This window comes from Yaniella sp., from assembly GCF_030453185.1.
Taxonomy (GTDB): Bacteria; Actinomycetota; Actinomycetes; order Actinomycetales; family Micrococcaceae; genus Yaniella.
In genome coordinates, this window is record NZ_JAKDKW010000001.1 from 17,181 (window position 1) to 41,977 (window position 24,797).

A 24,797-nucleotide genomic window follows, 5' to 3' on the forward strand; every position below is an offset into this window, starting at 1 on the left:
TCTTAGGACCATCAAGGATTTGAGGTGCGCATGGTTAGCGGATTAAGGAAAGCTATGATCCGTATGGGTCTGGCTGATAGTGATGAAGCCTATGAGCAAGAACTCATAGAAGAAGAAGAACGTAAAGCAAGTCAGGCACCTGCCGAACCTGCCCCGAAGCCAGAGGTGCGGGAAGCAGCCCCAGTGACCACCACGCCCGTGGAAACACCACAGGCGGGTCCACGCGCGGTGCCAAATGAAGATGATGACTACCGGGCGCCGGTTACACCTATCAAGCGTGTGGTCCAGTCCCGAGAGGAAAGCGCTGAAGTGCACAAACTGCGTACCATCCACCCGCGGTCCTATAATGACGCGAAGCTTATCGGAGAAGCAATCCGCTCAGGCATCCCCGTTATTATTAACGTCACCGACATGTCGGAAGCAGAAGCGAAACGGCTGGTGGACTTTTCAGCGGGACTCGCCTTTGGTCTGCATGGTGCGATCGAACGGGTAACGAATAAGGTCTTCTTATTGACGCCCACAAACGTGGAAAACGTCATTGATGGACATTCAGCTACAGCCCACGACGAAGACTTCTTCGATCAGGCGTAAGCAGATCCGCAAAGCCACACAGAACCAAGGATACTGAGGACTCGTGCAGATAGTTTGGACCACGTTGTATTTGGTCGCGACCATTTACTTTTTCATCCTCGTGGTACGCGTCCTCTACTCATTGGTCAACTCCTTCGCGCACGACTGGAGACCACGCGGAATTAACCTCATCATTGCCGAACTGGTAATGACAGCAACTGATCCGCCATTACGCTTTTTCCGTCGGTTTATTCCACCGTTGCGCCTCGGCCAGGTATCACTAGATCTGTCCTTCATCGTGGTGTTTTTCATTGTCATGATCATTCGTTTCGTGGCGTTGCAAGCTGCGGCAGGCTGATTCAACTAAAGTGATATTGTTGATGTTTTGAGATATTTCGACATTGTGGCGGCGTGGACTACTCGTTTGCTAAGCCACGGTGATAATGTAATCCTCAGATGAATAAGTAGACTAGAGTTCCGACTTGAACTACTAATGAGAAAACTCAAGTTTTCTAAATATGTACATGACCAAGTAATTGGGGTGACCACATGGCTCTCACGCCGGAAGTTGTAGTCAATAAGAAGTTCCAAGTCACGAAATTTCGTGAAGGCTACGATCAAGACGAAGTAGACGATTTCCTCGACGAGATCGTTGAGGAATTGCGCCGTCTAAATCAAGAAAATGACGACCTACGGCGTCAGGTGACTGAGCTTGAAGCTCAAACCGGTGAAGAAGCACCTGTCCCTGCCCCTGTACCTGCTGGCGACGGAGACGACTCCACAACCACCTCGGCAGCAGACCTTCCCGTTGTTGAGCCAGAGCAGGAAGCTGAAACCGAAACACCAGCGGTACCAGCAGCGGAGCCGGAGCCTCTCCAGCAGACAACCGCTACGGCCGCAGCTCCTGTCGCGTCGGGTCATGAAGACACCGCAGAGTCGGCAGCCGGGGTTCTCGCTATGGCACAGCGCCTGCATGATGAATATGTCTCTGACGGCGAGCGCAAACGCGATGAGATCGTTTCTGAAGCTGAGCGTGAAGCCAACCGGCTGGTTACCGAGGCACAAGAAACCTCACGTAAAACGTTGGCAGACTTCGAAGAACGCAAGACCGTTCTGGAACGTGAAGTTGAAGAACTCCGCGGCTTCGAACGCGACTACCGTTCACGGTTGCGCTCATTTATTGAAAACCAACTTCAAGATCTGGACTCACAAGCTCGAGTCACAGAGTAGTCTGGCACCCCGAGACGACTTCCGGGTTTTTCACGCCACGTACGATGGTCGGCTATTTACATAAATAGCCGATCATCTGCATGTAAAACAACGTTTTATTCTCTCAAAGGAGCCACCGTGGCCCAGCACGACCAACAGGTACCGCAGAGAGCCTGGTGGATTGCCTTGATTCCTTCGGCCATCGCCTACGTGGCAGACCTCTGGTCTAAAGAAACCGTGCTTGCCAACATGCAAGAAGGCGAACGTATACCGGTCCTGGAACCCATACTCACCTGGCACTTTATACGAAACCCAGGGGCCGCCTTTTCAATAGGCATTGAGTACACGTGGGTCTTCTCCATCATTCAAGCTGTCGGCCTCATCATCGTGTTATACCTAATCTTCAGTAAGGCCCGGACGCTCCCATGGCTTTTAACCCTCGGAGCGCTTGGCGGAGGTATCGCTGGCAACCTGACCGACCGTCTCTTTCGAGAGCCTGGTTTCGGTACCGGCCACGTCATCGACTTCATTGCCGTCCATAATTTTGCGATCTTCAATATCGCCGATTCCTTTATAGTGGTCTCTATCATCATTATTGTCCTACTTGTAATGCTGGGCAAAACCATGGACGGCCTGCCAGAGGACACTGGCGACGACGCTAAATATGTCAACTCCTGAACCCGCTACCCAGACATTTGAAGCCACTGAGGCCATACGCGCGGATGCAGCAGTGGCCAAGGCCGTTGATATTTCTCGCACAAAGGCTGTCGAATGGATTCAGCGAGGCTTAGTTCGAGTAGGTAACAGAGACGCCCTAAAATCTACCAAACTCCGCCCCGGTGATCTCGTTGTGGTGACGCTGCCTGATGATCCTGACCCGCTAGAGGTGAAAGCTGAAACTGTGCAAGGTCTCAACGTGATAGCTGACGAAGAAGACTACGTCGTAATTGACAAGCCAGTGGGTGTTGCAGCACACCCATCTCAGGGTTGGCGCGGCCCCACAGTAGTTGGTGGTTTAGCCGCCTTGGGTATTAATATTTCGACGTCTGGACCACCAGAACGAAAAGGAATAGTCCAACGGCTAGATGTCGGGACTTCGGGACTTATGGTAGTCGCGAAAACTGAAGTTGCCTACAGTCGGTTGAAAGCTACCTTTCGAGACCGCACACCGCAGCGGAATTATCACGCCCTCATTCAAGGCCTGCCAGATCCCGTCAACGGTACTATCAACGCGCCCATTGATCGTCACCCCGGCTATGAATGGCGGTTCGGTGTCGTAGAGGGTGGTCGCGAAGCCATCACGGAATACGAGACCATCGAAGCGTTTGGGACCGCAACTCTCGTCGATGTGCATCTTCATACTGGACGGACGCATCAAATACGCGTGCATTTCTCAGCGCTCGGGCATCCCCTCGCGGGGGATCTAACGTATGGAGCCGATGCGAGTCTTGCCGCGGACTTAGGACTTACACGTCAGTGGCTGCATGCTGTTGGCCTTGGCTTTAAACATCCTGTCACCGGCCAGGACATGAGCTATACCTCCGAGTATCCAATCGACCTGTCGTATGCGTTGGATCGTTTACGTTACTAGGGCTAGACTGACTGACGCTAGTTCAAAACTTATCTGGAGGTCGACAGTTTCATGGCCCGTGGATCCAGCGCACAACGCGATGGTTTCGTACACCTGCATACCCACACCGAATATTCGATGTTGGATGGAGCAGCGAAACTCGATGATCTCTTTGCCGAGGCTAGTCGACTGGGTCAAGAAGCTCTGGCCATTACAGACCATGGGTATCTGTTCGGTGCCTTTGATTTTTGGAATAAGGCGCAGCAGCATGGCATTAAACCGATTATTGGGTTAGAAGCGTATCTAACACCGGGGCAGCAGCACCGGACGGATAAGACGAGAATACGGTGGGGAGACCCTGACCAGCGTTCAGACGACGTCTCGGGCGGTGGTGCGTATACACACATGACGCTGTTGTCCAAGAATAATACGGGTATGCATAACCTGTTTCGGATGGGGTCGCACGCCTCGCTCGACGCGGTCTACGCCAAATGGCCTCGAATCGACCGAGAACTGCTTAATGATTACTCCGAAGGAATTATTGGCACCACCGGCTGTCCATCCGGTGAAGTCCAAATCCGATTGCGTCTGGGCCAGTATCAAGAGGCTCTGGAAGCTGCGGCCGAATTTCGCGACATCTTTGGTAAAGAGAATTTCTACGTAGAGATCATGCAGCACGGCCTCGAGTTAGAACGTCGTGTTTTTGGCGATCTCATTCAAATCTCCAAAGATCTCAATTTGCCGTTGGTTTCCACCAACGACCTGCACTACACCTACCAGCACGATGCCAAGCACCACGAAGCACTGCTTGCGCTGCAGTCTGGTTCAAAATTGAGTGAACCAACCTATGATGAGGGTGGTTCTCGGTTCGCATTTAGCGGTAACGATTTCTATCTGAAATCTGCGGCAGAAATGCGGTCATTGTTTTCGGAGTTCCCCGAAGCAGCCGATAATACGTTACTTATTGCCGAACAGTGTGAAGTCAGTTTCGACACTGAAGCGAACTATATGCCGCGGTTCCCGACGCCTCCGGGCGAAGATGAAACCAGTTGGCTTATCAAGGAATTGAACAGAGGGCTGCACGCGAGGTACCCCAGTGGTATCCCGGCCCACGTGCAGAAGCAGGCCGACTACGAACTCGATGTCATTATCAATATGGGCTTCCCAGGGTATTTCCTGGTCGTAGCAGACTTTATCAACTGGGCAAAAGAGCAAGGTATACGCGTTGGCCCAGGACGCGGTTCGGGTGCAGGGTCTATGGTGGCCTTTGCGCTGCGTATTACCGAATTGGATCCGCTCGAGCACGGCCTTATTTTCGAACGGTTTCTGAACCCTGACCGTGTATCGATGCCAGACTTCGATGTGGACTTTGACGATCGTCGTCGCGGCGAAGTTATTGATTACGTCACAGAAAAATATGGTGACGAACGTGTGGCCATGATCGTGACATACGGAACCATTAAGACTAAGCAAGCGCTCAAAGACTCGGCCCGTGTCATGGGTAAGCCCTTTTCAATGGGCGAGCTGCTCACCAAGGCGCTTCCCCCAGCGGTCATGGCAAAAGATATTCCACTGAGTGATATCGAAGATCCCGAGGCAGCTCGGTATTCCGAGGCCGGCGAGTTTCGCGAACTGCTACAAACTGATCCAGAAACCCAAGAGGTTTTTGAAACCGCCAAAGGTATCGAAGGTCTGATCCGCCAGTGGGGCGTTCACGCCGCGGGCGTGATTATGTCTTCGGATCCTATCATCGACGTCATCCCGCTGATGCGACGGCTCGTTGATCGCCAAGTTATTACCCAGTTTGATTACCCGACAGCTGAGGCTCTCGGGCTCATCAAGATGGACTTTTTGGGGTTGCGTAACCTCACGGTGATTTCTGATGCGGTTGAAAATATTGAACTCAACCGCGACTTCATCCTGGATCTTGAATCTTTGGAACTTGATGATAAAGCTTCGTATGAGTTGCTGGCGCGAGGGGATACCCTCGGCGTTTTTCAACTTGACGGCGGACCTATGCGTTCATTGCTGAAACTGATGCGCCCCGACAACTACGAAGATATTTCTGCGACCCTAGCGCTGTATCGTCCGGGACCAATGGGTGCCAACTCCCACAACAACTATGCGCTGCGAAAAAATGGACTGCAAGAAGTTACACCGATCCACCCAGAGCTGGAAGAGCCTCTCAGCGAGATTCTCGGTGTAACCTACGGCCTGATTGTTTATCAGGAACAAGTTATGTCCATTGCACAAAAGGTGGCAGGTTATTCGCTGGGGCAAGCAGATATTCTGCGCCGTGCAATGGGTAAGAAGAAGAAATCTGAGCTGGATAAACAGTATGTGAGTTTCCAACAGGGCATGTTGGATAGTGGGTATTCACAAGAAGCAATTACCGCACTGTGGGATATTTTGCTGCCATTCTCGGACTACGCCTTTAACAAGGCGCACTCGGCGGCTTATGGATTGGTCTCATACTGGACTGCCTATTTGAAGGCGCACTATCCAGCTGAATATATGGCCGCCTTGTTGACTTCGGTCTCGCACGATAAAGACAAACTGGCGTTATATCTTAACGAATGTCGGCGCATGCACATTACTGTTCTGCCACCCGATATCAATGAGTCAACGCAGAACTTTACGCCTGTCGGTAAGGACATCCGTTTCGGTATGGGCGCTGTACGAAACGTCGGAGCTCACGTTGTTGCAGGTATGGTGAAAGCCCGTGAGGAGCAAGGAGCTTTCACGTCGTTTCAGGATTTCTTCAAGAAGGTGCCGCAAGAGGTCTGTAGTAAGCGAACCATTGAATCTATGATCAAAGCCGGAGGCTTCGACTCACTGGATTACAGCCGTCGCGCCCTGCTTGCTGTGCACGAGGAAGCGGTTGATTCTTCTGTTGTGCAGAAGCGACAGGAAGCGAACAACCAATTCGATTTCTTCTCGCTACTAGAAGAGGACGATAGCGCTATCGACACTGGATTCGGTGTGACCGTACCGGATCTGCCCGAATGGGATAAGAAAACAAAGTTGGCTTTTGAACGTGAGATGATCGGCCTGTATGTGTCTGATCACCCGCTGCAGGGGCTGGAGCAAGTCATAGAGCAGCACGCTGACCACAGCGTGAGTCAGGTGCTGGATGATGAAGGTCCCGCAGACGGTTCATTTGTGACGATTTCAGGGCTTATCACTTCCCTAGAGCGTCGCGTAGCCAAAACGTCAGGCAACCCCTATGCTCGGGCCGAAGTTGAAGATTTCGGTGCTTCCATCGATGTGATGTTCTTCGGTCGGGTGTATGAACCAATCTCTAGTGTGATTGCCGAAGACCTGGTGGTCTCAATCAAGGGGCGCGTCCAACGTCGTGACGACGGCTCGGTCGTCATCTCGGCTCAAGAGATGACGATTATTGATACCACAGATATGGGTGCTGGAGGTCCGCTGAACCTCACGATCCCTTCTTTCAAAGCCACCGAACCGCTCATCCGCCAGTTAGGTGATGTCTTGAGAGCACACTCAGGCACGACGGATGTGAATATTAAACTTGTTGGTAACCTGACGATGGAAATTATGCGGGTGGGACCACAATACAAGGTCTCACCCAATCCGGCGCTTTTTGGGGACCTGAAGGTACTGTTGGGGCCGGCCTGCTTGGAATAGCGTGAGGAAACGGAGTGCAGTGCGTCCGATGAAGTGAGCGGGCTTCACTATATGTAGTAGTAGTTTGGGTTGAATTGCAACTATATGTAGGACTAGAATTTCTGATAGACCTATGTCGTAGAGAGGCTTCCTTCCCCCACCATGCATTGTCCGTTTTGTCGACACGAAGAATCCCGAGTCGTTGATTCCCGCTCACTTGATGACGGGTCGGCGATTCGGCGTCGGCGTGAGTGCCGTTCGTGTGACAAACGGTTCACTACCATGGAGACGACATCTCTAAGCGTCATCAAACGTTCCGGCGTAGCCGAGGCGTTTGATCGTGCCAAAGTGGTCAACGGTGTGCGCAAAGCCTGTCAGGGCAGGCCGGTGGATAATGATGACCTGGCGAAACTGGCGCAGGAAGTTGAAGAAGCTATCCGAGCGACAGGTCACGCAGAAATTGACGCCCACGATGTTGGTCTTGCAATCCTAGGACCGCTGCGTCGTCTGGATAAGGTCGCGTATTTGCGGTTTGCGTCTGTATATCAGGATTTTGACAATCTTGACGACTTCGAAAAAGCCATCCACGACCTTCGGTCACGCCCTGAGGTACAAGAACCTCTGCAGGCGAAATTATTTACCCGCTAAAACTTCCGGTGGTGGACCTGGAAGGGGAAGCCAGGTCCACCACCGGTACACCTATTCTGCGACCGTGAGAACCTCTGCGCCGTCGTTCGTTACCACGATCGTGTGCTCAAACTGTGCACTGCGCTGTTTGTCTTTGGTCGTGACCGTCCAGCCGTCGTCCCAAAGATCCCAGGCAATACCACCAAGTGTGAGCATCGGCTCGATGGTGAAGACCATACCCGGTTGCATTACTTCATTGTGACGGGGAGCGGTATCGTAGTGCGGCACGATGAGTCCGGAATGGAATTCCTTGCCGACACCGTGACCGACAAAATCCTCAACAACGCCGTAGCCGAACCGTTTCGCATAGGTTTCGATCACTCGACCGATCACATTAATTTCGCGGCCAGGCTTTACCGCTTTGATCGCACGCTCCAGAGCTTTTTCAGTACGCTCCACGAGGAGGCGCGATTCTTCATCCACGTTGCCCACTAAAAAGGTTTTGTTGTGGTCTCCGTGATAGCCGTCTTTATAGACAGTGATATCGATATTGATAATATCGCCGTCTTCCAAGACCGTGTCATCTGGGATGCCGTGACAGATCACTTCGTTCAGAGAAGTGGTCATGGATTTGGGGAATTCTTTATAACCTAGGGTGGAGGGCCATGCGTCCTGGGCGATGATGAACTCATGGCCGATACGGTCAAGTTCGGCTGTCGTAATGCCAGGTTGGATGTACTGTTCCACCAGATTCATCGCCTCGGCTGCAAGACGTCCCGCAGCTCGGATCTGCTCGATGCCTGCAGCATCGTAAATATCACCGTGGAGGCCTTCAACCGCGTCCTTTTTGCCTACGTAGTCCGGCCGATCAATATGAGACGGGACTGGCAGTTGGGGAGCAATATAGCCTGGGGCGAGCCGTCCCTTGGGAGCCTTGGACCCGACTTCGGGTCGTGGCGGTGAATCAACCGGCAAATTGTGTGAGGCAGCCGAGCCAGGTTCAACTGTCTGGCGAGTATCGAGGTTGGGTGGTGTAAACGTCATGACTGTAGTCTATCTGGGCCCCGGGGTTATCTGGTATGAAAGTAGTATGACTGACGAAAAACGCTACTGGTACAACGTCAAGACCGGCGAAGTCGAAGACGGCCCGCAATCGATGGGCAAAGACCGTATTGGTCCCTTTGCTACTCGCGACGAAGCCGCCAATGCGCTGGCAACCTATGAACAACGCAACCGTTCCTGGGATGAAGAGGACGAAGACGACGATTGGGGATTGATCTAAAAGCTGTGATCCTCGTCCGGGAAATCTGACTTGAGGACGTCTTCGCGGTAGTTTTTTGCGGCGTCAGATAAAACCCTGCCGACATCCGCGTACTGCTTGACGAACGACGGAACACGCCCTTGATTCAAGCCAAAGGCGTCCTGCCAGACTAAGACCTGTCCGGTGGTGGCGTTGCCAGCACCGATCCCAATTGTTGGGATGGTTAGTGCTTCGTCGACGGCGGCTGCAACGTCGGCCGGAACCATTTCCATTAATAACATCACTGCACCGGCATCCTGGAGCGCTAGGGCTTCCTGGACCATATGTGTTGCAGCATCGTCCTGGCGTCCTTGGACCCGGTACCCACCGAGTACATGCTCGGATTGAGGAGTGAAACCAGTGTGAGCAACAACCGGGACTCCAGCAGCGGTAAGCGCTTGGATGTGGGGGACATACTCAATGCCACCTTCCATCTTAACCGCAGAGATTCCGGTTTCTTTCACGAGTCGAATGCCTGAGGCGACAGCTTGTTCAACGGACTCTTCGTAGGACCCAAACGGTAGATCGGCCAGCACCAATGCGCGTTCGGTACCGGCCACGACTGCTTTGGAGAACGTGATCATGTCGTCCATGGTCACGCCAAGTGTCGAGTTCTGACCTTGGACAACGTTGCCTAATGAGTCACCGATCAGCAGGGTTTCAATTCCGGCGTCGTCAAAAATTGCGGCGGTCATTGCGTCGTAACACGTGAGCATCGCAAACTTGCCGCCGGCCTCCTTGATTTGTTGGAAATGTACGGTGCGGTATCGGGCGGGGGTCTTTTTCAAAACTGAATACGGGGTATCAACCATGCCAATAGTCTAACGTCACATTGCTATCCTGGTAGGAGACCCAACAAATTGTCAGGACGAAAGTGACCTCGATACCATGGATCGCCAGCAAGAATATGTTTTACGCACTCTGGAAGACCGCGATGTACGGTTTATCCGGCTGTGGTTCACCGATGTCGTCGGAGCGCTGAAGTCTGTGGCATTGGCGCCAGCCGAAGTGGAATACGCGTTCTCCGAAGGACTCGGTTTCGACGGTTCGTCCATTGACGGATTCACCCGAATATTTGAATCGGATATGCTCCTGCAACCCGACCCCACGACATTTCAAATTTTGCCCTGGCGGGGGGACGAAGAACAAACATCCCGCATGTTTTGCGATGTGAAGATGCCCGACGGAGAACCCTCGATGGCAGACCCACGTCATGTATTACGCCGAACACTGGATCACGCCGCCGATATGGGATTCAGCTGCTATCTTCACCCCGAAATAGAGTTCTATTTGTTTAAAGCCGGTCAAAAGGATGATCAGGGAGCCCCTGTCCCGGTGGATCAAGCCGGTTATTTTGATCATGTTCCAGGCGGTGTCGCACAGGATTTTCGACGCGAAGCAGTGTCGATGCTTGAGGCCGTCGGGATTTCGGTGGAGTTTTCACACCACGAAGCTGGTTCGGGCCAAAATGAGATTGACCTACGTGCAACCGACGCCATGTCAACCGCCGATAACATCATGACGGCGCGAACCGTCATTAAGGAAGTGGCCACGCTACAGGACTTACACGCCACGTTTATGCCAAAACCCTTGGGAACACAGCCGGGTTCTGCATTGCACACGCACTTTTCGCTCTTCGAATCAGACTCAAATGCCTTCCACGAACCCGGTGCGGAATACCAACTGTCCACCACCGCACGCCGCTTCATCGCCGGTATCTTGAAATATTCTCCGGAGATCACCGCTGTGACGCACCAGTTCGTGAACTCCTATAAGCGCCTATGGGGTGGCCGCGAGGCGCCCTCCTATGTTTCCTGGGGCCATAATAACCGTTCGGCTCTGGTACGCATTCCACTGCATAAACCCAATAAGGCAGGCTCAGCACGTATTGAATACCGTGGCATCGATGCGGCAGCCAATCCGTATCTTGCATACGCACTGCTTATTTCTGCGGGGCTGAAAGGGATTGAAGAGGAATACGAACTTGATGAAGCTGCCGAGGATGACATCGGGGAACTCACGGCTCGCGAACGAATCCTCATGAGGCACGATTCGCTGCCGACCACGCTGCACGGCGCGCTGGGGGTCCTAGAAGAATCAGAATTTGTAGCCGATGTCCTGGGCGAAACGGTGTTCCAGTCTGTGTTGCGGACGAAACGGGCAGAGTGGGATGAATATCGTGTCAACGTGTCACCGTTTGAGATCCGTCGCTACATGGATGCGATATGAGTGTGAGTCAACTTCGGTTGCTCTCTACGGGACTCCGAGATGGCGCCCGAGCTGAGTCGCTGCTGCAATCTGCTGAGCTTGCAGACCAAGACCAAGAAAACCTCCTGAGCCAGTTGGCGGTCGCGCCGGACCCCGATCAGGCGTTATTGCTGCTCATCCGTTTACTCGAGCGAGATGTCTCGATTGGGAAACTGGTGGCCGATGGCCGGGCAAAGCCATTGCTGCGCTTACTTGGTGCTTCCGAGGCCCTCGGCGAGTTTCTGATCCGTCGGCCCGAACATATCGATATCTTCAGCAACCCCGATGCCGCATCCACGCCAGCAAGCGGGGGACTGGCGGACGATAGCGGCGAGTTAAAAGCCGCTGACGCACAGCTGCGCGCCGTCTTATTGCGTGCCGTTGGTGCTGACCCTGACGCCCAGCAGCCCGTTGCGAGCGTCACCGGAAAAGACGCTGCCGTTGTCTTGCGTACCGAGTATCGGCGTCAGCTGGTCGCCATCACGGTGCAAGATCTTATGTCAGCTGATCCCGTGACACTACAGCCCATTGTCTCGGTATGGCTCTCAGACCTTGCCACCGCCACCCTTGAAGCTGCCCTTGCCGTATCGCGGGCCGAAGCCCAAACGCGGCACGAGCACACGGACGATGTTGAGCTGACCGTTGTGGCCATGGGTAAATGTGGTGCCCGCGAACTGAATTACTTCTCAGACGTCGACGTCATCTTCGTGCACGATCTTGTCGAAGATTCCACGTTGTCTCCAGAAGCAGCGGCCGATATCGCTGTCGATCTGGCCGCTGGGATTTCCACGGTGATCACTCAGCCTGCACGCGAAGCTGGCCTGTGGGAAGTTGACACCAACCTGCGGCCTGAAGGACAGGACGGTGTCTTATCTCGGACTATTGCCTCGCATCTGGAGTACTACCAGCGCTGGGCCCACACCTGGGAATTCCAAGCACTGCTGAAAGCTCGACCCGTTGCAGGTGCGCTGCCCTTGGGCCAGCGCTACCTCGATGTCCTGGGACCGATGATCTGGCAGGCATCCACGCGGCCCGGCTTCGTCCGTCAAGTGCAGCGCATGCGTAATCGGGTTATTGACCACATCGACCACCAGCAACGTCAGCGTGAAATCAAGCTCGGCCCTGGCGGGCTTCGCGACGTCGAGTTTCCCGCACAGTTGTTGCAACTGGTGCACGGCAAAACCGATCCAGAACTGCGCGTTCGGGCCACAGAAGATGCGCTGGATGCGCTGCAAGCCAACAGCTATATCGGCCCGAGTGATGCCCAAGTCATGGCTAGCAACTATCGGTTCCTACGACTGATTGAACATCGCGTGCAGCTGGTACAACTGCGACGTACCCACATGATGCCCGATGATGAAGAAGAATTGCGAAGCCTGGCGCGCGGGGTTCGCCCCATGGACGGTGGTTGGCCTAAAGATTATCAACAACTCGTCAAGGCCTGGCAGGCCACCGTACGTTCCAACCGCACACTGTTTGAACGGATATTCTATCGCCCGTTGCTGCCGACAACCGCAGCACTCTCAACCGACGACGCACGGCTCACCCCTGAAGCAGCCACCGCGAGGTTGGCGGCACTGGGCTACCGTGACCCAACCGGCGCAGTCCGGCACATTGAATCACTCACCTCAGGAGTCTCCAGGCAAGCGAAACTGCAACGCCAAATTTTGCCGGCGATGCTGGGATGGTTAGCGTCGGGCCCCGACCCCGACGGTGGGCTGTTAGGTTTTCGGAAACTCAGCGAGTCGGTGGGCGGCTCGCACTGGTACCTCCACATGTTGCGCGACTCCTCGGCTGCCGGTGAGCGTCTAGCCCACGTGCTGTCCTCTTCGCGTTATATCGCCGATATGTTGGAGCACACCCCGCAGTCCGCAGCCTGGATGGACCGGGACCAAGACTTGATGCCGCTGAGCTTGGCTACGTTGCAAACCGAAATATCAGCTTTGCTGCGTCGTCATCCGCATCTGCCAGATGCAGCGCGCTACATTCGGCTGGTGCGCCGTCGTGAAGGACTGCGCATTAGCCTTGCCGACGCCTGCGGCCTCATTGAGCAGCAGCAGGTTTCGGAAGCCCTCGCAGCTGCCGACCAAGCGTCGGTTGAAGCTCTGCTAGATGTTGTCCATGACCACGTAGAACAAAAATGGGGCGGAGAGGCAGCGCCCGCGAATGTTGCGGTGATCGCTATGGGGCGCCAGGGAGGTTGCGAAGCCGGATATGGTTCCGATGTTGATGTGATGTTCGTGCACCAACCCGCACCAGGCGTTGCGCCGGCTGAAGCGACGCGCTTTAGCGTGGAAGTTGCCAAAGCCCTCATCAGCTTCATGAAGATGCCGACTCGGCCCCCAATTGTGTTGGAACCAATACTGGAAATCGACGCCGACCTACGCCCCGAAGGCCGCCGGGGTCCACTGGTGCGCTCACTTGATTCGTATAAGGCATACTTCGAACAGTGGGCGGATACCTGGGAAGTTCAGGCACTGCTGAAAGCACGCCCGTTGGCGGGCGCCCAATACCTGCTTGATGAATTCATGGAGTGGGCTGACTCAGTCCGGTATACCCACGGGCTCAACAGTGTCCAAGAACAGGCGATTCAACGTATGAAGGCACGGGTCGAGGCTGAACGCTTGCCGCGCGGCGCGGAACCTACACGACACATAAAACTTGGCCGAGGGGGACTGACTGACGTCGAGTGGCTTGCCCAGACGCTCCAGCTGAAATACACGCCTGACTATCCAGCATTGCGAACCACCAACACACTCGATGCTTTAGAAGCCGCTAAAGAGGCTGAGCTACTGGATGCTGAGGATGCCGATATTTTGATAGCGGCATGGAGCTTCGCTACCAGAATTCGTTCGGGAATTGTCATCTCGTCAGCGAAATCTTCTGACGTGCTGCCCACGAATCGGGAACAACTCGAAGCCCTGGCTCGCTGGACCGGCTATGACTCAGGTGAAGTCGGGGAATTCGAGGACGATTACCTGCGGATCACCCGACATGCTCGCGCCGTATTTGAACGTGTGTTCTACGGGATGTCGCCGAAGCGTTCCTCACGGTCACACGAAAGCTAGGCTCGCTGAATGACACAGCCCCAAAAGAACGGCCCTCCAACTCTGAGTTGAAGGGCCGCAGATTGCCGGTGTTTAACGGTGAATGATGTGATCCGACATCAATTGCAGAGCACGTTTCCGGTCCTCAAGTGGGCCAGCCATATTGGTGATTATGAGTTCGTCAGCGTTGACACGTGAGGCGAATTCATCCAACCAGTCACGCACGGTGTCTGGTGTACCGACCGCGGTCATTTCCAACATCTGCAGCACTTGCTGGCCCGGAGGCGAGTGAAGAAGCTGGTCGACGTCATCGTCTGTGAGCTTCCGGCCACGACCCAGCATGGTGCGGATACGTGCGCGCTTGGCGCTGTCCCACATTTCTTGGGCACGCTCTTCGGTATCGGCAACGACCACGTTGGCGGCCGCAATGAAATGGGGCTTTGGCAGGTCTTCGGACGGGGTGAACTCGGTACGATACATCGCCGCAGCCGATTCAAGCATCTGCGGTGCGAAGTGGGACGCAAAACTGTACGTCATACCCAGCTGAGCGGCCAATTGTGCACCGAAGTGCGAGGAACCCAGAATGATCAGTGGGACATTGGTGCCTGATCCGGGATACGCGTTGATCCCCGGGATGCGCGACTCGTCTTTGAGATAGCCTTGCAGTTCCAACACATCGGATGGGAAGCGCTCGGAAGATTGGTTGGTGCGGCGCAGTGCCATCAGGGTTTTCTGGTCGGTGCCGGGGGCCCGGCCCAACCCGAGGTCGATGCGGTCGCCGTAGAGCTCTTTGAGCGTACCGAATTGTTCGGCGATTATTAACGGTGCGTGGTTGGGAAGCATGATGCCGCCGGCCCCTAGGCGAATATTTGTAGTGTGCGCACCGATATGTGCCAACAAAACCGATGTGGCCGACGACGCGATAGTTTCCATGTTGTGGTGTTCTGCAAACCACAGACGGTGGAAACCAAGTTCGTCGGCCATCACGGCAAGTTCCGTGGATTCTTTCAGGGATTCAGCGATCGGTTGTCCATGACGGACGGTTGCCAAATCCAGGATGGACGCGGGATAGGGAGCAGTCAAAGTACCTCCAAAGTAGTGACGTCTAGAAGGTACAGCGCCCAGTGAGGCCTAGATTATTCCGCGAGGTCGCTGACCGTCACGGCTAACTGCAGGGCAGCTTCGGCGGCTTCTTGACCTTTGGACTCCGAAGAGTCGTCAAGTCCGGCGCGGTCTAGTGCCTGGGCGTCGTTGTCCACGGTGAGAATACCGAAACCCACAGGCTTTCCGGCGTCTAGTTGTACGCGGGTGAGTCCAGAGGTCACGGCATCAGCAACGAAATCAAAGTGCGGTGTATCGCCGCGAATAATGACCCCGAGACATACGACGGCGTCGTAGCCGTTGGCCAGTGCGGCTTGGGCGGCAAGTGGAATTTCGAAGGACCCGGCTACGGTGACGAGTTTATGGGCCGCCCCGGAAGCTTCGAGGGTGGCGCTGGCCCCGTCGATGAGACCATTCATGACGGTGGTATGCCATGATCCGGCGATGATGGCAATGCGGTATCCGGTGGCGTCAACTGCTAATTGGGGTGCTCCGTGTTTGGCCATGGTGTTCCTATTCTGCTGGGATGACGTGATCGAGTTTGGTGGCTTTGGTGGTCAGATAATCAGCGTTTTCGGGGTGTCGGCCGACCACCAGCCCGATGCGCTCAGTGACGTTAATGCCGTTGGCTTGAAGCTGATCGACCTTATCCGGGTTGTTAGTCAATAATTTGACGTTGTTGATGCCCAGACTGTCTAAAATCTCTGCTGCTGCAGTGTAGCTGCGGGCATCAACGGGCAGGCCAAGGTGTTCGTTCGCCTCGATCGTGTCCAAACCGGTGGATTGCAGCTGGTAGGCGCGGATCTTGTTGCCCAGCCCGATACCGCGTCCTTCTTGGCCGCGTAGGTAGATGACGATACCGCCGTGCGTACCGATATGTTCTAGCGCTGAATCGAGTTGTGCCCCGCATTCGCATTTCAGCGAACCGAAAGCTTCACCGGTGAGGCACTCAGAATGTACGCGGACAACGGTGGGCTGATCGGTGGCCAACACCGTATCTGGACCGATAAGCGCCAGGTGTTCGACCCCGGCTTTGCGGTCGCGGTAAACCTTCATGGTCAATGGGCCGAAGCTGGTGGGGACGAGTGCTTCGGCACGCTGCGAGACGTGCCGGTGGATAACCTCTGACGGCGCAGTCTCCGGATGGTTTTGGTTCAGGTAGGCGGCCAACGCTTCGATAGTGATCACCGGGATATCATGTTCGGCTCCCAGGTCGACAAGGCCGGGTAAACGCATCATGTCGCCGTCGTCGGCAACAATTTCTGCGATCACACCGACCGGTGACAGCCCGGCCAGCTGCATGAGTTCGACAGCGGCTTCGGTGTGGCCAGGACGCTGCCGGACACCACCGGAGACGGCGCGCAGCGGCAGAATATGGCCGGGACGATTCAGGTCACTGGGGACAGTGTCGGGGGAAGCCAACAGGTTCACGGTGTGAGAACGATCGGCAGCCGAGATGCCTGTGGTGACCCCTTCGGCTGCATCAACGGTCACCGTGTAGGCGGTTTGGCGCACATCTTGGTTTTGAGAGACCATCATGGGCAGTTCTAGTCGGTCGGCAATTCCATCCGACATTGGCGCACATAATAGTCCCGAGGAGTACTCGACCATGAAGGCAATTGTTTCGGTGGTGGCGAGTTCGGCGGAAATGATCAGGTCACCCTCGTTTTCGCGGTCCTCGTCGTCTGCGACGATAACCGGTTGACCTGCCGCGATGACATCGATGGCTTGCTGAATGGTGGCGAGTTTCATTTTTCCTCTTTGGTGTTGAACTGGAGCATACGGGCGACATGGCGGGCAAGGATGTCGGTTTCCAAATTGACCACATCCCCAATCTCGGTTATGCCCAGCGTGGTCGCTTCAAGTGTTTCGGGGATGAGAAAGATATCGAACCAGTGCTGTGATGATTCGGGTTCGGTGACTTCGGCAACCGTCAGCGAGATACCGTTGACTGTGATGGATCCCTGGTCGATTAGATACGGTGCTAACCGTTCGGGCAGACTGATACGCATGCGGGTCCACTGTTCTCCGGGTTCGATCTCGCTGACCGTGGCGGTGGATTCCACATGCCCCTGCACAATGTGGCCCCCGAAGCGGTCGGCTGCCCCCATGGCAGGTTCCACATTGACTTTGTCTCCGGTGGTCTTTGTGCCCAGCGAGGTCAGCCGAAGAGTTTGGACCATCACGTCTGCGGTAAAACTGTGGTCGGTAAACTCTGTAACCGTCAGACAAACACCGTCGATGGCTATCGAATCACCACGCCGCACATCGATGAGCACACTAGGGGCGTGAATGGTGAGTGCCAACGTGTCGGGGGAGGTCTCGGTGATCGCGGTTATGTCACCGCGGGTTTGGATAATGCCGGTAAACACTAGTGATCCTTACGCAGGGTGGAAACGGTATCTGCCTCAAGTCGATGAATACTTGAGAAGGTCAATTTATGGGCGTCGGTGAGGGTTGGAACACCCAGCTCACCGACGGCTTGATGGGGCCCGCCCAGCAGTAGTGGCGCAGTGTAGATCAACAGTTCATTGGCCAACTGCTCAGCTAAGACTGCCGTGGTGAATCGGGGACCGGCTTCAAGTAACACTCGTGGTGCCCCATCCACATACTCGGCCAGGGCCGTCAACTGGCTGCCGAGGTCTCGTCCTGAAAATTGCGGTGCACGATCAAATCCTCGCCAGGCCAATGCGGGATGCTGGTGGATTGCCGCATTGTTATCGACATCGCTGGTACCGAAGATTACCGGTAGCGGTTGGTCTTGGGGCGCCACCAGGAGGTCTCCATGCTCATCGCGTGCCGTCAGAGCCGGATTGTCTGCGGCTACGGTGGCGCTAGTGGTCACGACAATATCTGCCAACGCGCGCTGCAGATGTACGTGACGACGTGCCTTGGCACCGGTGATCCACTGACTGGAGCCGTCAGCGGCCGCAAGCCGACCGTCTAACGACTGGGCCCATTTCGCAATGACCCGGCCGCGGGTTTGCTCGGTGCGTTGATGCCAGCCACGCAACAGTCGGGCCGTGGCTTCGGACTCCACCCCGCCGACGACTCGGTGACCACGGGCGAATAATTCGGTTGCACCACCCGATGAATGTTGGCCAAGATCGGGCTGCCCATACACGATGGTGCCAATACCGGACGTATGGAGGGCCACAACACAAGGTGGTGTAGTGCCGGTATGGTTACACGGTTCTAGCGTGACGACGGCGGTGAGGGCCACTGGATTGAGCTGCGGATCCAGGTTTTTGAGTGCCGCCACTTCGGCATGGTCTGATCCGGATCCGGCGTGATAGCCCTCGGCAACAATGGAACCGGCCCCATCGATGATCACACAGCCCACTTGGGGATTAATATCATCTGATGGCCCGCGTTGTGCAAGCGTGATAGCACGCTGCATCGCAGAAGAAAGCTGGGTGTGAGATAACATCCGGCGTCTGACTCCTTGATACAGGTGCGCCGGGAATTGCTGCTAACAGTCGTAGCAGCGCGTTCCTCTCATCCGGACTAAAGCTTTACGCCTATCACCGTCGGTACCAGAATTTCACTGGATCAACCCCGCGGGCGCGGGGGTCGCGGACTTTTACCGCCGGTTCGGATTCTCACCGACCCCGGAACACAACAACTACTGTACACCGAGTCCCTCACATTCGGCAGTTTTCAGCTTCATCTAGGTTAACCATTGAGATTCTCAAGCAATGACACGGTGTCGCTCGGGGTCAAGACGGTCGCCGGGTGTGGTCCTGCTGCTGCTAACCTAGAGCGCAAAACTTCTTGCGCGTCATCATCGATAGGCAATCCACCGCCAGCTGCAACGACAGCGTTACCAGAACTACGGTGCACCAGTGTGGACGCATCAGCCAACGTCCAGGCCCCTTGAAATTCTCGAGCCACGGTGTGCAGGGCGCGAGCCTGTGCAGTAAAGAACTGTAGGCCGTCTTCGTCCTCGCCAATATTCACCAGGAGTACGCCCTGGGGAGCCAACCGGTCTATGAGCTCACGGTAGAAGTCCTCGCCGGTCAGATGCGCAGCCGTATCTCCGCCGGTGAAAATATCAACGACGACAGCATCAAAATAATGCATTTCCATTGCTTGGACCTGGGCGCGGGCATCGCCGGTCACTACATCCAGATGCGTTCCTTCGGGCAGTGGCAACTCGTCGACTACTAGCGGGATGAGCCGAGGGTCGAGTTCGACGACGGTTTGGTGAGAGCCTGGACGGGTGGCTTGAATATACCGGGGGAGTGTCAGGGCACCGGCGCCCAGATGCAATACCTTGATCGGTTGCGTAGCTGGCCAACAGACGTCGATTACATTGGCGATGCGGTGGAGATATTCGAAACGGATCACACTGGGATCGACTAAGTCCACGTGCGATTGAACGTCGCCATCGAGTTCTAAGATCCACCCGTCGTCGAATCCAGCGGGGATAATTTTTGCGTGCTCGGAGAAAGTACTCATGATCTTCTAGCGTAGACGCAATGCGGATACATAAAACAAAGTCCCCGGCCACACGTGCCGAGTTTGGCAGTTGCGGACCGGGGACCCTGGATTGCTGTGGTCGCCTGAGGGATCAGACTGAGTAGTACAGCTCAAATTCCATTGGTGAAACCATGGCCTGCATCGGTGCGATTTCCGTTTCGCGTTTGAGCTGGATCCAGGTTTCTACGAGGTCCTCAGTGAACACATCGCCGGCCAGCAAGAACTCGTGATCTTCTTCCAGGGCGTCAATGGCTTCTTCTAACGTGCGTGGAGCCTGCTGAATATTCTGGGCCTCTTCTGGCGGCAATTCATAGAGATCTTTATCGATCGGCTCTGCAGGCTCGATACGATTTCGAATACCGTCCAGGCCGGCCATCAGCTGGGCAGCAAATCCGAGATACGGGTTACCGGAGGGGTCCGGTGCACGGAATTCCAGGCGCTTGGCTTTCGGGTTCGCTCCGGTCACCGGAATGCGTACCGCAGCTGAACGGTTGCCCTGGGAATACAACATGTTGACCGGCGCTTCGAAGCCTTTGACCAGGCGCTTATAAGAGTTCACTGTCGGGTTCGTAAACGCCAAGACAGCGGAAGCGTGCTTCAGTAGACCACCGATGTACCACCGTGCGGTATCGGAGAGGTTTGCGTAGCCAGTTTCGTCGTAGAACAGTGGCTCTCCGTCCATCCACAGTGACTGGTGACAGTGCATACCTGAACCGCCATCACCAAACACGGGTTTTGGCATAAAGGTTGCTGTCTTGCCAGCCTGTTCTGCAGCGCCCTTGACGATGTATTTGAAAAGTTGGACATCGTCGGCAGCTCGCATTAGTGTGTCGAAGCGATAGTTGATCTCGCCCTGGCCACCTGCACCGACTTCGTGGTGTGAGCGCTCGACCTCAAGTCCAACCTGGCCCAAGAGCAGCGAGATATCATCGCGCAGGTCTGCGTGTTTATCAACCGGGGCTACCGGGAAGTAGCCTTTCATGGTCCGGTTACGGTGACCAAGGTTGCCGCCCTCGATTTCCTTTCCGTCGTTCCAGAAAGCTTCGTCAGAATCTACGGAAGCGAAAGAACGATTTGGCAAATGAGTTTCGAATCGGACATCGTCGAAAATGTAAAACTCTGCTTCTGCTGCGAAGATAGCAGTGTCTGCAATACCGGTAGAAGCCACGTAGTCTTCGGCGCGCTGGGCTACCGACCGTGGGTCACGCACGTAAGCTTCGCCGGTGCGTGGCGACAGGATAGAAAAGGACATGCACAGGGTCTTGTGCTTACGGAAAGGGTCGACAAAAGCAGTACCAACATCTGGAATCAATTGCAGATCCGAGTCGGCAATACCGGCGAAACCCGGAATGGAAGAACCATCGAAGAGCTGCCCGATGGTGAAGAAGTCATCGTCTACGGATTCAGCAGGAACGTTGAAGTGGTGCTGGCCGCCCAGCATGTCGGTGAACCGGATATCTACAAAGACGACGTCCTTGTCCTGAATATAGGATAAAACTTCTTCGGGTGAGGTGAACATTGTCACTCCATTCATTGTGTATAAGTTGGTACAAGCTTAACGATTTTTCAGATCACATTGAAGTTCTGAGTCTCCAGAACGCGAGAATGCGGTGCAATAGACATTCTTAAAACAGCCAATACTCCGGGCTCTCAGCAAAGCCACTAAGCTAGAGATGATGAGCAACGCACAAAATTCTTCTCACCAGCCACGCTGGGCTGGCCAATTTCTCGGTCTACCTGAGTCAGGACCAGCCTCGATGGCTTCGTATCCGCGTCGCATCGGTGCGGTTTTCATTGATTGGTTTGTGGCCAGTGGTATTGGCATGATCATTGAGCCTGACAATCAATGGGTTGTACTGGCTACGTTCTTATTCTTACATTTCGTCCTACTGTGGCTATTCGGGACGACTCTGGGTAAAAGGGTGTTTAGAATCCAAGTGGTACAGCTGGGCGGAGCTCCTATTAAGCTTTATCAGGCAGCGATTCGGGCGATTTTACTGTGCTTGGTCATTCCGGTCTTGGTTATCGATGGGGATAGTCGTGGCCTTCATGAAAAACTGGCCGGCACCGTAGAGATTCATATGTAATCTCACGACACCGGCCAGCTGAATAAATCAGGGGTTTAGCGACCGCGCATAGCTTTGCGGTCAGGACGCATTCGGTTCGGGTCAATGCCCTTCGGGATGCCCAAGTTGTTTACAGGCATGGACGAGATGCGCTGTTCAACGGCGCGAACTTCGTGACGGTTGAGCGTCTTCTTCATCCGCTTGATCGTTGACTTCACCTCGTGCAGCTCTACTTCGTTGGGACCGTGGCCAACCTGGATCGTGCGGATCTCAACGTTCGGCAAGAACCGCTCGAGGTGCTTGCGTTGTTTCTCCGCCAGCTTTTTGGCACGGTTATAGTCACCATCCGCCACCAGGACAACACCGGCTTTACCGATAGCACGAAATACTGTCTCCTGGGTGCGAGGGTTAACGGCAACAGGGTCATCCTCAACGACCCAGCCGCGACCCAGCTGCGATAACGTAGCACCAGCAGCACCGGGCCTACCCTCAATCTGGGCAAAGGCCGCTTTCTCCGCCTTCTTATTCATAATGATGATCGCTGCCAGTAGACCAAGCGGAATGAACATCAGCGTCCACAGCACTGGAGAACCAGTGAGTAAGCCGATGACGAGACCGATCACCAGGGCAGCGACAAACGCGCCAACCATCCACCAGACAATCGATGGATCAAACTTCCGCGTCATTTTAAAGACGTCGGCGATTTGTTTGAAGAAGCCTTGCTTATTAGCCTTCTTGGCTTTCTTCGCTTCTTTCGCCTCAATTTTCTCAGTCTTACGACGAGCCTTCTGCTCAGCCTTAACGGTTTTGAGGTCCTTTTTGGGCGCTTGAGCTGCGCCGGAAGATTTTTGTTCAGCCATGATAAACCTATTCTAGCCCTAACCCCTGTGGACAACTTAATTTGACCTTTGTATTTTCGGGCATGATAGAGCCTACCTGTCCGAGGAGATAAACCGTGAATTCGACCACAGATAGAGAATCGGATTTGCTCAGCACCCGAATAGCAGCAAAATTCGCGCCACCGCAGTTGCTCGCAATTGACGACTGGCGCCTTATTCGGCACCTGGGTAGCGGTTCAACTGCACATGTATGGCTCTTGCATAACGAATTGCGTTCCCAGTATGTCGCTTGCAAAACTCCCAAAACGCACCTGGACGCTGCTGCACTTTCGCAAGAAGCGCAGTTGGCCGGGGGGCTGTTCCACGAAAACTTGGTCGCGCGAAGCGAACTATCCCCGAGTTTGAGCCTCGCAGAGACTACTTTTTGGGAATTTCTAGCTGGCGGATCATTATCTAACCTTGTTGCATCAACCGGTGTTTTGAGTCTTGCAAACACGGTGACGGTACTGTGGCCAATGCTCCAGGTTGCCCAGTATTTACATAGTCAGCAGATCGTCCACGGGGACATCTCACCGCGAAACATTCTCTTTGACCTGACCGGAAGGCCGGTACTTATTGATCTCGGAGCAGCCAGGGCGACGGCACATTCTTCTACTCTGACCGGAACACCGGGTTTTGTGGCGCCAGAATTGGTTCACCCGACCGGTCAGATTGAAGGGTTAGGCGCAGCGGCCGATGTTTATTCGCTTGGAGCCATTGGCTGGTTCTGTCTGACAGGTATGATGCCCGGCCCAACGCATGCAAGGGTTCCCCTTGTGACACTCAACCCTGACTTAGGTGCGGACACCATCGAGCTGTTGGAAGCATCACTGTCAGAACAGCCGGCGCTGCGACCGAGCTTGAGCCAACTAATGGGCGCTGTCCCATACTGGGCAAAGCCAGAACCCGTGGATTTGTTTCCGGCCGTGGGCGAGGAATACGAGCTCCTTTTACCCACGAGAAAGCCCTTGGCTGCGCAGACACCAAAACGTCGCACGCGAAAACAAAGCCGTCAGTCGCCGGCAAAGCTAAGGTCAAAAGGTAAAGCGGTACGGTGCCCCAGTGCGTCCCGTCGGCGAATAGTCTTGGGACTTAGCACCCTAGCGTTAGCCGGGGGAGTGGCGGTAACTGCCACCTATGGAAATCCGGGAGCTGAACAACTAGCAGTAGGCTCGCAGGCGGATGAGCAAACCAAAACTACTCAAGAAGTCGACTTCCAAGCAATCATTGATTCGTTGGCTAAAGCACGTAGCACTGCATGGAAAGAAGCGGATCCCTCACTAAGTGACACCTATGCAGTAGCTGATTCAAAGATCCTGACTGACGATCGTGCGGTTTTGGAATCGCTCGATTCAGCGGGGCACACTTTGGACGGTATACGGATGCGAGCGGTAGTTCGTGCCGTCGAGCATATAGATGAGCATGCACTCGTTACCGTTGAATGGCGCACGGGTCGTTATGCTCAACGGGATGCTTCTGGAGAAATGGTTGAAGAATTCCAGCCGCAAACAGAGACCATAGACATGACCTTGCAGGAGACCGCTGAGGGGTGGAAGCTCGCAGACGTAGCAGTACGGAGCTGAGTAATCGTTTCACGGCTATTGTGTTCTCTGGATTGACTGCCACAAAACGCCGTCAGACCTGGCTTTTGAAAACAAAAAACCGCAGAGCGAACTCTGCGGTTTTTTCAATGGAGCGTGCATTACATGTCGAAGCGCCAAAGTGTTGCTACAAGTGCGGCAATGACTGCCGTGCCACCAGTAGCATGTGCCAAGCCCGTAGAGATCTCCTGACCTCGGTTGATTTTACGACGGCCTAGAAGAGCTGTAGTAAAGACCATAAGGCCCAAGAGCAGTTTGATCGTGAGCTTAATACGTTGTGCAGGATCCCCAATGCCGTTCATCTCAGCGAGTCCGAAGAGGACCACGCCCGAGATGATCATGAAGATTGCTCCGTACCACTGTGATGTAGTAACGGTTGGTTTTTTGAAGTTGGCTAACCAACCCCCAACAATCGCTGCCATTGACAGGATATGGACTGCGATGAAGATCGTATTGACGATAGTCATAA

At 54.6% G+C, this 24,797-nt stretch carries 23 protein-coding genes and 1 riboswitch; of the genes, 12 read left to right on the forward strand and 11 right to left on the reverse strand.

Going from position 1 to position 24,797, the window contains the following annotated elements:
* Window positions 1-30: 30 nt before the first annotated feature.
* From sepF to nrdR, 7 genes are all read left to right on the forward strand, one after another.
* On the forward strand, window positions 31-591 hold the full coding sequence (gene sepF, locus L0H14_RS00075) for a cell division protein SepF (protein WP_301416863.1): 561 nt from the start codon (window positions 31-33) through the stop codon (window positions 589-591).
* Window positions 592-634: 43 nt separating this feature from the next.
* Complete coding sequence (locus L0H14_RS00080; RefSeq protein WP_301416860.1) at window positions 635-928, forward strand: YggT family protein; 294 nt, start codon at window positions 635-637, stop codon at window positions 926-928.
* A 191-nt stretch (window positions 929-1,119) separates the two neighbouring features.
* A complete protein-coding gene (locus L0H14_RS00085) occupies window positions 1,120-1,800 on the forward strand; it encodes a DivIVA domain-containing protein (protein ID WP_301416859.1) in 681 nt (226 codons plus the stop codon).
* A 117-nt stretch (window positions 1,801-1,917) separates the two neighbouring features.
* A complete protein-coding gene (gene lspA / locus L0H14_RS00090; RefSeq protein WP_301416857.1) occupies window positions 1,918-2,457 on the forward strand; it encodes a signal peptidase II in 540 nt (179 codons plus the stop codon).
* Window positions 2,444-3,370: an RluA family pseudouridine synthase gene (locus L0H14_RS00095; RefSeq protein WP_301416855.1), complete on the forward strand. Its 927-nt coding sequence runs from the start codon at window positions 2,444-2,446 to the stop codon at window positions 3,368-3,370. Before lspA ends, L0H14_RS00095 begins: the two co-directional genes overlap by 14 nt.
* A gap of 51 nt (window positions 3,371-3,421) precedes the next feature.
* Window positions 3,422-7,000, forward strand: a complete 3,579-nt coding sequence (gene dnaE, locus L0H14_RS00100; RefSeq protein WP_301416853.1) for a DNA polymerase III subunit alpha — start codon at window positions 3,422-3,424, stop codon at window positions 6,998-7,000.
* 141 nt (window positions 7,001-7,141) lie between these two features.
* Entirely contained in the window at window positions 7,142-7,627 is a 486-nt protein-coding gene (gene nrdR, locus L0H14_RS00105; RefSeq protein WP_301416851.1) for a transcriptional regulator NrdR, read from the forward strand.
* A gap of 51 nt (window positions 7,628-7,678) precedes the next feature.
* On the opposite strand, the gene map is transcribed toward nrdR, so the two are convergent.
* A complete protein-coding gene (gene map, locus L0H14_RS00110) occupies window positions 7,679-8,650 on the reverse strand; it encodes a type I methionyl aminopeptidase (protein ID WP_301416849.1) in 972 nt (323 codons plus the stop codon).
* Between the two features lie 46 nt (window positions 8,651-8,696).
* Here map and L0H14_RS00115 point away from each other — a divergent pair, with 46 nt between their 5' ends.
* The gene (locus tag L0H14_RS00115; RefSeq protein WP_301416847.1) at window positions 8,697-8,888 is read left to right on the forward strand and encodes a methionine aminopeptidase; all 192 of its coding nucleotides are present in this window, start codon (window positions 8,697-8,699) and stop codon (window positions 8,886-8,888) included.
* On the opposite strand, the gene panB is transcribed toward L0H14_RS00115, so the two are convergent.
* A complete protein-coding gene (gene panB / locus L0H14_RS00120) occupies window positions 8,885-9,718 on the reverse strand; it encodes a 3-methyl-2-oxobutanoate hydroxymethyltransferase (RefSeq protein WP_301416845.1) in 834 nt (277 codons plus the stop codon). The two genes, L0H14_RS00115 and panB, sit on opposite strands and share 4 nt — an antisense overlap.
* 76 nt (window positions 9,719-9,794) lie before the next feature.
* Between panB and L0H14_RS00125 the strand changes: the two genes are divergently transcribed.
* Window positions 9,795-11,135 (forward strand): glutamine synthetase family protein, encoded by a 1,341-nt coding sequence (locus tag L0H14_RS00125; protein ID WP_301416843.1) that lies wholly within the window; start codon window positions 9,795-9,797, stop codon window positions 11,133-11,135.
* Window positions 11,132-14,221, forward strand: coding sequence for a bifunctional [glutamine synthetase] adenylyltransferase/[glutamine synthetase]-adenylyl-L-tyrosine phosphorylase (locus tag L0H14_RS00130; RefSeq protein ID WP_301416841.1), 3,090 nt, complete (start codon window positions 11,132-11,134; stop codon window positions 14,219-14,221). Before L0H14_RS00125 ends, L0H14_RS00130 begins: the two co-directional genes overlap by 4 nt.
* A 72-nt stretch (window positions 14,222-14,293) precedes the next feature.
* Here L0H14_RS00130 and L0H14_RS00135 read toward each other — a convergent pair whose 3' ends face one another.
* The 7 genes from L0H14_RS00135 to glnA all read right to left on the reverse strand — a co-directional run bounded on the left by L0H14_RS00135 (window position 14,294) and on the right by glnA (window position 21,302).
* Window positions 14,294-15,283 (reverse strand): LLM class flavin-dependent oxidoreductase, encoded by a 990-nt coding sequence (locus L0H14_RS00135; RefSeq protein ID WP_301416839.1) that lies wholly within the window; start codon window positions 15,281-15,283, stop codon window positions 14,294-14,296.
* A gap of 53 nt (window positions 15,284-15,336) precedes the next feature.
* On the reverse strand, window positions 15,337-15,807 hold the full coding sequence (gene ribH, locus L0H14_RS00140; RefSeq protein ID WP_301416837.1) for a 6,7-dimethyl-8-ribityllumazine synthase: 471 nt from the start codon (window positions 15,805-15,807) through the stop codon (window positions 15,337-15,339).
* 7 nt (window positions 15,808-15,814) lie between these two features.
* Window positions 15,815-17,053 (reverse strand): 3,4-dihydroxy-2-butanone-4-phosphate synthase, encoded by a 1,239-nt coding sequence (ribB, locus tag L0H14_RS00145; RefSeq protein ID WP_301416835.1) that lies wholly within the window; start codon window positions 17,051-17,053, stop codon window positions 15,815-15,817.
* A complete protein-coding gene (locus L0H14_RS00150; RefSeq protein ID WP_301416833.1) occupies window positions 17,050-17,673 on the reverse strand; it encodes a riboflavin synthase in 624 nt (207 codons plus the stop codon). Before L0H14_RS00150 ends, ribB begins: the two co-directional genes overlap by 4 nt.
* Complete coding sequence (gene ribD, locus L0H14_RS00155; RefSeq protein ID WP_301416831.1) at window positions 17,673-18,731, reverse strand: bifunctional diaminohydroxyphosphoribosylaminopyrimidine deaminase/5-amino-6-(5-phosphoribosylamino)uracil reductase RibD; 1,059 nt, start codon at window positions 18,729-18,731, stop codon at window positions 17,673-17,675. Before ribD ends, L0H14_RS00150 begins: the two co-directional genes overlap by 1 nt.
* A 56-nt stretch (window positions 18,732-18,787) precedes the next feature.
* Window positions 18,788-18,924, reverse strand: a riboswitch (FMN riboswitch).
* A 52-nt stretch (window positions 18,925-18,976) separates the two neighbouring features.
* A complete protein-coding gene (locus L0H14_RS00160) occupies window positions 18,977-19,762 on the reverse strand; it encodes a spermidine synthase (protein WP_301416829.1) in 786 nt (261 codons plus the stop codon).
* 112 nt (window positions 19,763-19,874) lie between these two features.
* Window positions 19,875-21,302, reverse strand: a complete 1,428-nt coding sequence (glnA, locus tag L0H14_RS00165) for a type I glutamate--ammonia ligase (protein ID WP_301416827.1) — start codon at window positions 21,300-21,302, stop codon at window positions 19,875-19,877.
* 238 nt (window positions 21,303-21,540) lie between these two features.
* On the opposite strand from glnA, the gene L0H14_RS00170 reads away from it, so the two are divergent.
* Entirely contained in the window at window positions 21,541-21,870 is a 330-nt protein-coding gene (locus tag L0H14_RS00170; RefSeq protein ID WP_301421280.1) for an RDD family protein, read from the forward strand.
* Window positions 21,871-21,905: 35 nt separating this feature from the next.
* Here the strand turns inward: L0H14_RS00170 and L0H14_RS00175 are convergent, their stop codons facing one another.
* A complete protein-coding gene (locus L0H14_RS00175) occupies window positions 21,906-22,709 on the reverse strand; it encodes a DUF4191 domain-containing protein (protein WP_301416824.1) in 804 nt (267 codons plus the stop codon).
* 95 nt (window positions 22,710-22,804) lie between these two features.
* On the opposite strand from L0H14_RS00175, the gene L0H14_RS00180 reads away from it, so the two are divergent.
* The gene (locus tag L0H14_RS00180; RefSeq protein WP_301416822.1) at window positions 22,805-24,310 is read left to right on the forward strand and encodes a serine/threonine-protein kinase; all 1,506 of its coding nucleotides are present in this window, start codon (window positions 22,805-22,807) and stop codon (window positions 24,308-24,310) included.
* A gap of 119 nt (window positions 24,311-24,429) precedes the next feature.
* Here L0H14_RS00180 and L0H14_RS00185 read toward each other — a convergent pair whose 3' ends face one another.
* The gene (locus L0H14_RS00185; RefSeq protein WP_301416820.1) at window positions 24,430-24,795 is read right to left on the reverse strand and encodes a hypothetical protein; all 366 of its coding nucleotides are present in this window, start codon (window positions 24,793-24,795) and stop codon (window positions 24,430-24,432) included.
* Between the last annotated feature and the right edge of the window lie 2 nt (window positions 24,796-24,797).